Consider the following 7,588-nt stretch of genomic DNA (forward strand, 5'->3'; position numbering starts at 1 on the left):
CAGTTGTTCGGTGTTGCTTGATTAATCTAATTAAAAAAAATTCCTAAAAAGAATAAACAGCAAAAGAAAAATTTTTGATTAGGCATGGTAATTTATACCGTTTCCCTGTAGAGAGGAAGGCTAATTCTTCATCTCAGACTTAAGATAGAAATTCAGCCCGATCATCTTGCAGAATTGCTGGAAAGAGCAGTAGAATTGAAGCAAGGATTGACCATTACACAAAGTCTAGATGCCAGGGATCAAGACAGCGAGACAGGTCAGCCCCCAGGTTGGCAACAAAAAATCAAGTCAAACCGGGTTCAAATAAAAGATGAGATTCAACCTTTACTCGGACAGACAGGCGGAAATGCTGTAAGTCTGTCCGTTGGAGTGCAAGGTAAGATCAATAAACAGCTTGGATTACTTTTTCAAGGTTGAGAAGGTCAGAAAATCTAAGCGATTTTCAAACATCTCAATTTTTTTGAAATAATTTGGGAACACTCCTCAGTCAAATGAGGAGGTGGTGTGTCATAAAAACAACGTTTGAAATGAGGATTTCGACATGACATTAACATTGGATAAATTGCCGGCTAATTGTGAAACTAAGCTGCTTTGCTGCTACTCAAATAACAGTGATAAAGTGCAAGTCGTCCGAATTGGTAATATTCAAAATTGGTATTTAGAACGGGTTGTTTTTGCTGGAGAAGATTTTCTGTTTGAAGCCCCAACTGAAGGCGAATTAGAAGTTTACCAAGGTGACAGCGACGGCGTGAAATTACTCCAAAAGCATTTGTGCGAGGGTTTGCAGGTAGAAGAAGGGCTAGGATCAAAAGCCGCAAACGCTTAATATCCAAGCCCAAGAGTTGAAAAAAATGCGATCGCGCCTGTCGTGGTGTATTGGGTGGATACAGAAAAAGCGCGATCGCTCAAAGGGCTTACAGTATTAAAGTTGAGGAAAACTTGAGAAAAATATTTGATTGAGGGGTTGTCAATTCGTTATAGGTTGGGTTATAGTTATAGATATGCGACGCGGGGTAGAGCAGCCTGGTAGCTCGTCGGGCTCATAACCCGAAGGTCAGTGGTTCAAATCCGCTCCCCGCCACCAACAAGAAGACTGTCAAGAAAGCCCTAAAGCCAAACTGTGCTAAGGGCTTTTTGCGTCTGAGGTTGAGGTCTAGGGAAGTCAATTCTGGGAACGCGCGATCTTGTTGAGTCTAGAAACTTTGGCAGTGAGAAACGATCACGATAAACTGGATGTAATTCTGTTGCTGTCTAAGTTAAAGCTATGCCCGGAGCCGATCTTCCACCCAACTTCAATTCATCTGATCCAACTCCTCCAACAGATTCTCACCTTTTAGAGTCTAATGAGACTTCAGCACCTTTGAGTCATTTGAGCCAGACGAGTGATGAGTATTACTCAGAAGATGAAGAATGGGAGACTGTTAATTTACCCCATGCTATCAGCGTTGATCAGCTTCCTGTTAGAGAGACTTCCGAAGAAGAAAGAAGCACTCCAGAAGTGATCGACGAGAGGCTCGCTTCTCGGGGAATAGAAGTAAGAGTAGGTGAAAGCGAAAATCTATCTCAATTGATTCAAGCCTTACACCAGTGTAATCAGGATTTAATTAATCGAGTCACTTCACTCGAAACCGAACTTGATGAATGCAAAAAGCAATTAAACGATCAAAATCATTTACTCAATCAACGCAATCAAGACTTAGTTTTTGCTCAAGATCAAGTCAGTCGTCTGTTTGGGAAGCTAGAACTGTCAAACCAAGTGATTCGACGCCAACAAGTGTTGGTTGAAACCCTAAGCGAACAATGGGAAACAAGCCAAACTCGTATGGCTCAGATGGAACGGGAATGTGCGATCGCTCAACAGCGCTACAATGAACAGTTCCATGAGTTAGTACAAGCTCAAAATGTCGGTCGAGAATTGCGATCGCGTTTGCATCGTCAGCAGCGTCATACCCTTCAGTTTAAAGCAGCGCTGGAGCGGTGTCTAGAAATGCAACCGCGATTAGACCAGGCTACCCAGACTGAACCCAAGACGACTTTAAATTTACCGAAGATTGAGAGTGTCAATCAAGCCGATAGTTCTAATCAGTCTCCTACAATGGAACTGTCCGCTTATCCAATTGCCGTTTCGAGATCTCAACCCGTTAAACCTTGGTCAGCCGATACTCAAACCGATAGCGATAGTGTAGAACGCCTAGATGAAATTGTCAGACAAGAACAAGAGTATGATGATTTTGATGAGGAACTCGTCGATGAATGGCTTGAGTTAGACGAAGCTGATTCAGCACAACCAGATGATTCTAGTCACGATCAACAGGATTTTCAAAATCCTCAGTTTTCAGAACGAGCCGATTTAGGGGAATTAGAAAGCTATTGGCATCTGAAAAATCCCAGCGATCCCACCTTAACATCAAATCCCTTTGAGGAAGCCGATGATCCATCTTCCCAACTTGATCAACTGTCTGGAATAGAACCTTCACCTCGGTTTGTAGAGGAGGAGTTAGATCGGATTCGGATTGAATATGCTTCCTCAACTATACCGAGTTTTGATCTACAAATGGGGAAATCCGGGTTTATCCCTTCACCCCATCAACCTCTTGATCAATTGCATCGCGGTTCCGACAAACAACAAGAAAGTGTTTCATCAACTCGCCGAACCGCAAACTGGCCAGCACCGTTAATTCAGCCGACTCGTCATCAAAAATTGCGATCGCTGGCTGCAATTGAACTCCCCAAATTTCCCCAATATAAGCCTGTTGAAAGAGTGGTGATCGCTTCTAACTATGAAGCTGAACCCTTTTAAAAAGAAGAAAAACCACGCTCGACACGAAGACACTAAGAATAAATCTTTGTGACGAGCGTGTCGAGCCTGGTGAGTTTCCCCATCACCTAAATGTCCTTACAGTTACAAAAAACCGTCAGAACGAATAATTGCTGTTGCATCAACTTCAAGTAAAGTTGATTTATTTTATTTTTAAATCAAAATCTCTTGCTTTAACCCGTCGTGGGTTGCAGAGTTTCTTTGAATGCTAAAACACAATCATAAATAACTGTAGATGCAGATGTTTTTAGGATTAATGAGCTGATCACCTTTTAAATCAACACCTGAAAAATAATCCCTAATTAAAGTTAACCTTAAGTTACAGAAAAATCTAAACTGAGAACTTGATCCTTTACCAACTTACCTCTATCTCAATCTAACATTTTAACTTGAGTTCGTCCTCTGTAAATTTACAGAATTTTACGGGTTTAAACTTTTTGAGTTTATCCGTAAATTTACGGAGTATGAGTCTTTTTTGACAAACCGTTAATTTTTGGATTATTATTTTTACTGATGATATAACTGAAGTTTTGGATAATGAATTTACTTTAGGGCTATAAATTACTGAAAGTTACTACAATTGACTAGAACCCCAGGTAATCAATTTTACCGTAGAACAAGTTCAAAAAAGTTTACAGTTTATCCCCGAGAAAGTTTAAGTATCATTAAGGTAATTATTGAATTTGCCCTCGGAGTAAATGCTGACTAAACTCACGCCTTCTAGTTCGAGAAAAAGATCACAACTGACTAAAAAAGTTTGCTTTTCATTAATTTTCGGTAAAATTGACACTGTATTCTCATATTTCTCGATTTTCTGCATACATTTTGTCTATTGTAGCAATCAAGTGAACCAAGACTCAACCTATGACCTTTATCTCAGTTACCTACGCTCTATTTTTACTCATTTTGTTTGGAGTTTACTGGATTGTCCCTTGGCAATCTTGGCGACTCCTGACGTTGTTAGCTGCTAGTCTAATTTTTTATGGGACTTTACAGATTCAATATATTCCATTGCTACTCCTGTCTATTCTGTTTAATTTTGGCTTGGCTTTAGCAATTGGTGAACCGCTTGACTGGCGAATTGCTAATGAAGCTTGGAATAGTCGGCGTTTGATTTTACTATGGATTGGTATTATTGTTAATGTCTTTCTTCTGTTGGGCTTTAAATATTTACCGTTTATTTTTAATATTGTAGGAGAAACTTTTAAACTTCCTCTATTTCTTGACCGTGCAAGTTGGTTAGATAATAATCTGATTGCACCACTCGGATTAAGTTTTTTCTGTTTTGAAATTATCGCTTATTTAATTGATGTTTATCGAGGCGCACCCGCAGCAACTTCTTTTCTATCCTTTACCTCTTATAAATTCTTTTTTCCAAAACTTATTTCCGGGCCAATTACCCGCTATCATCATCTCGAACATCAACTCAAAAACCTAAAGTTTCCCCTGACCGAACAAATCGCCGATGGACTCTGGTTAATTGCCCGAGGTGCGGTTAAAAAAGGCTTATTTGCTGACCGAATTGGGATTTTAGTTGACTTGAGTTTTAGTAATTTACAACGGGCTGGAAGTGTAGATTTATGGTTAGCAACCTTTGCCTATGGATTACAACTTTATCTCGATTTTAGCGGTTATATTGACTTAGCGAGAGGAAGTGCATTATTACTCGGTTTAAGTCTGCCTGAAAATTTTGACGCACCTTATTTTACCACAAGTATAGCTGACTTTTGGCGACGTTGGCATATGACGTTAGGAGACTGGTTGCGAAATTATTTATACTTTCCCTTGGGAGGCTCTAGAGTCGGATTAATTCGTACTTGTCTCAATTTATTAATTGTAATGTTAATCGCTGGAATTTGGCATGGTGCGGCTTGGGGTTTTATTGTTTGGGGAATTTTACATGGTTTAGCATTAATTATTCATCGCCTGACAGATGTGTTGTCAAAACAATTTTCTATAGCCTGGATTTGGAAAAGGTTTCCGGGTATTATTTTTGCTTGGTTTTTAACCCAATTCATGGTCTTTTTTACTTGGATATTTTTTAGAGTTCCCAATTTTAAAGAGGCTATGTTTGTTGTTCAAAATTTATGGAATCATCCGGCTGACATCCAATTTTCTCATAAAGTTTATGTAGAATCTTTAGGACTAGAACGAAGTAATGTTGTTTTTTTACTCTTATCCGTTTTTGTTTTAATGGGATTATCTACTTTGTTGAACCGAGGATTAAAATTACAGCTTAATTGGCCTCTAAAACTTTTACTTGCACCCCTTTGTTTTCTGGCTGTTTGGTTACTTGCACCTGAAGGAGTATTACCTTATATTTACTTTGATTTTTAGCCCCTAAGGGTGTATGATTATTGATATCAGTTTAGGGCGCAATTTATATCAGTTGATATCACATCCGATTAATTAATGATCATTGTGTAGGGGCGGGTTCTGCCTCGTTCTCTGTCTGTGAGGAAAAATTTAGATAAACCCGCCCTCCTACTACCCCCATAACGCAATTAATCAACCGGACATGATATTAGGGCGCTGTTTTTATCAATTTAGGGCGCAAGCAAGAGCGCCCCTGCGAAGTGATTTTTGATTAAAATTCACCGTGACTAACACAGCGAAAACCGGCTAATATTTCTCGGACTCCTGGATAATACCAATTGCGAAAACTACACCGCATCGCCCAAGGACGAGTCGCCCAACTTCCCCCTCTTAAAACCCGATGTTGCTGATCAAAATAACTCTGAGAATATCCAACATAAGGATAATATTCAAATCTCGAATATCCAGCAAACCAACTCCCTGTCCACTCCCAAACATTCCCTAATAAATCTCGCACTCCGTAAGCACTTTCTCCTTGAGGATAACCATTAACAGACGTTGTTCCCTGTAGCATTTTTTCGCTATCATTACAATTACATCGGTTAGAATTTGGCAATTCTTCTCCCCAAGGATAAGTCCGTTTGCTTTGAGTTTCTTCATCCCAACTAGCGGCTTTTTCCCATTCTGCTTCTGTCGGTAAACGTTTCCCGACAAACTTACAATAGGCTTCGGCTTCGTACCAACTCACGCCACAAACAGGATGATCATCAAAGATTGCATCATCTAGCCAATATAACGGTTTAGAAACCGGATTTTGTTGTAACCATTGCCATCCTTGAGTAGACCACCATTGAGGATTTTGATATCCTCCAGCCTGCATAAATATGCGATATTGACCACAAGTAACCGGATAACGATCAATCCAATAGGTGTCTAAATAAAGACGATGTAAAGGCTTTTCATTATCCATCGCTTCGACTGAATTATTTCCCATTTCAAACTCACCTGCGGGAATTTTTATTGTTTGGGGAGAATGAGAAATTTTCGAGGAAGACTCAGAGATTTGTTGTTGATTTTTTGAACAGTTGAGATGGTGTAACTGCAAAACCAAAGCAATGGTTTCGCTGTGTTGACTTTCGTGTTGTAAAATAAACCGCCATAACCGTTCTTGTTCTTCGATAGGTGCCGTCTCGAAATAACGCCAAACTTGACTTCTAACCGCTTCTAAATAACAATTAATTGTCGAAATGACGGGTAATTGAGTCCGTTCATGTTTCGGTAAACCATCAGCCCGAAACAGTTGATCATATTCAGGAAATAGAGGTTTTAAACCCGCACAGTTTTCGAGTAACCAATAAGCTTCTGTAAAAGCAATATGTCCGAAATGCCAACCAACCGGACTAAAATCAGGATGAGGTTGAGCGCAAAATGCAGTTTCATCGACAGCTTCCAATTGTTTTAAAGTGCCAAGACGACAGCGATGAAAGGCATAATAAAGGCTGTCTTTAAGCGAGTTTTTCGATGTGGATATCAAGGTTTTCTCCAACAGTAATAATGCTTTGTTCAGGACAAGAATACCAATTCCCAGGAAATAAAGGTTCAGACGCAATAATCACAGACTGGGGGAATTTTGGATCGTTTTGCAGGTAATATAAACTGGGTGGAATTCCGGCAACTGCAAATCGAGAAGCAACCATTTGCTGCCCGTCACAGATGATCACATTAACTAACGCTTTGACATCTGCTAATTCTCCAAGTTCTTGTAAGATCATTAATGTCGTGTGTAAGGCTTCAGTCAGCGTGGGTTGCGCGGCAGAAGTCAGTTCATTAATCAGTAACCCAAAAATATGTTCAGAGTCAGTTGTTCCTTCAATATTCTGGTAAACTGAATCTCGGAGACGGTTGCGAATCAGTCGATAGAGACTGGTGCGAAATTCTTTGATGTAGCCATTATGAACAAATAGCAAATGTTCAAACTGAAACGGTTGACAATTGGTTAAATTAACCGCTTGACCTGGAGTTGCACTGCGAACATAAGCCAAAATTCGTCCTGACTCAACATAACGACTGAGACTTTTGAGGTTCGGATCACTCCAAGCGGGCAAAATATTTTTGTAGGTAAAGGGATCAGTTTGTTGAGTGGCATGATACCAGCCTAACCCAAAGCCATCAGCATTGAGTAAGGCTTCTCTCATTTCGCGAGGTTGATAGCTTTGAACGATCAAAGAGTGGGGAGGATCAGATAAAATTCGCTCTAGAGGAATTGTGCAGCCAAGATAGCCAAGTAAACGACACATACAACTGTGAAAACTTTTAAAGCTTCTATTTTACCAAGAGAAGCAGGTTTAAAGCCCCGTCGTTCACGACGGATTATTGTATGCTACAATAACTTATCGTGGAGCGACAATGATAAACATGATTGTCTATGAAATGAAGCTACAAGGAACTGTTGCC

The 7,588-nt window shown here is 39.9% G+C and carries 6 protein-coding genes and 1 tRNA gene; 5 read left to right on the top strand and 2 right to left on the bottom strand.

The genetic code is table 11. The features are described 5' to 3' along the window. Positions 1-207: 207 nt before the first annotated feature. From VB836_RS06765 to VB836_RS06785, 5 genes are all read left to right on the top strand, one after another. Positions 208-417, top strand: coding sequence for a hypothetical protein (locus VB836_RS06765; RefSeq protein ID WP_323218610.1), 210 nt, complete (start codon positions 208-210; stop codon positions 415-417). A gap of 124 nt (positions 418-541) precedes the next feature. After that, on the top strand, positions 542-826 hold the full coding sequence (locus VB836_RS06770; protein ID WP_046277672.1) for a DUF1830 domain-containing protein: 285 nt from the start codon (positions 542-544) through the stop codon (positions 824-826). Positions 827-1,007: 181 nt separating this feature from the next. Next, positions 1,008-1,084 (top strand) — tRNA-Met (locus VB836_RS06775). A 180-nt stretch (positions 1,085-1,264) separates the two neighbouring features. Then, positions 1,265-2,800 carry a hypothetical protein gene (locus VB836_RS06780; protein ID WP_323218611.1) on the top strand — a complete coding sequence of 512 codons (1,536 nt, stop codon included), beginning with the start codon at positions 1,265-1,267 and terminating at the stop codon, positions 2,798-2,800. A gap of 882 nt (positions 2,801-3,682) precedes the next feature. After that, entirely contained in the window at positions 3,683-5,155 is a 1,473-nt protein-coding gene (locus VB836_RS06785) for an MBOAT family O-acyltransferase (RefSeq protein WP_323218612.1), read from the top strand. 250 nt (positions 5,156-5,405) lie between these two features. Here VB836_RS06785 and VB836_RS06790 read toward each other — a convergent pair whose 3' ends face one another. Continuing rightward, positions 5,406-6,668, bottom strand: a complete 1,263-nt coding sequence (locus VB836_RS06790) for an SUMF1/EgtB/PvdO family nonheme iron enzyme (protein ID WP_323218613.1) — start codon at positions 6,666-6,668, stop codon at positions 5,406-5,408. After that, positions 6,640-7,431: an ergothioneine biosynthesis protein EgtC gene (gene egtC / locus VB836_RS06795; RefSeq protein WP_323218614.1), complete on the bottom strand. Its 792-nt coding sequence runs from the start codon at positions 7,429-7,431 to the stop codon at positions 6,640-6,642. The genes VB836_RS06790 and egtC overlap by 29 nt, the downstream gene beginning before the upstream one ends. Positions 7,432-7,588 lie beyond the last annotated feature (157 nt).

The organism is Limnoraphis robusta BA-68 BA1 (assembly GCF_034932365.1).
Classification (GTDB): Bacteria; Cyanobacteriota; Cyanobacteriia; order Cyanobacteriales; family Microcoleaceae; genus Capilliphycus; species Capilliphycus robustus.

Excerpts from the sequence above, each read along its gene's own strand:
- VB836_RS06780 (WP_323218611.1), top strand. The coding sequence starts at position 1,265 with ATGCCCGGAGCCGATCTTCCACCCAACTTCAATTCATCTGATCCAACT.
- VB836_RS06785 (WP_323218612.1), top strand. The coding sequence starts at position 3,683 with ATGACCTTTATCTCAGTTACCTACGCTCTATTTTTACTCATTTTGTTT.
- VB836_RS06770 (WP_046277672.1), top strand. The coding sequence starts at position 542 with ATGACATTAACATTGGATAAATTGCCGGCTAATTGTGAAACTAAGCTG.
- egtC (WP_323218614.1), bottom strand. The coding sequence starts at position 7,431 with ATGTGTCGTTTACTTGGCTATCTTGGCTGCACAATTCCTCTAGAGCGA.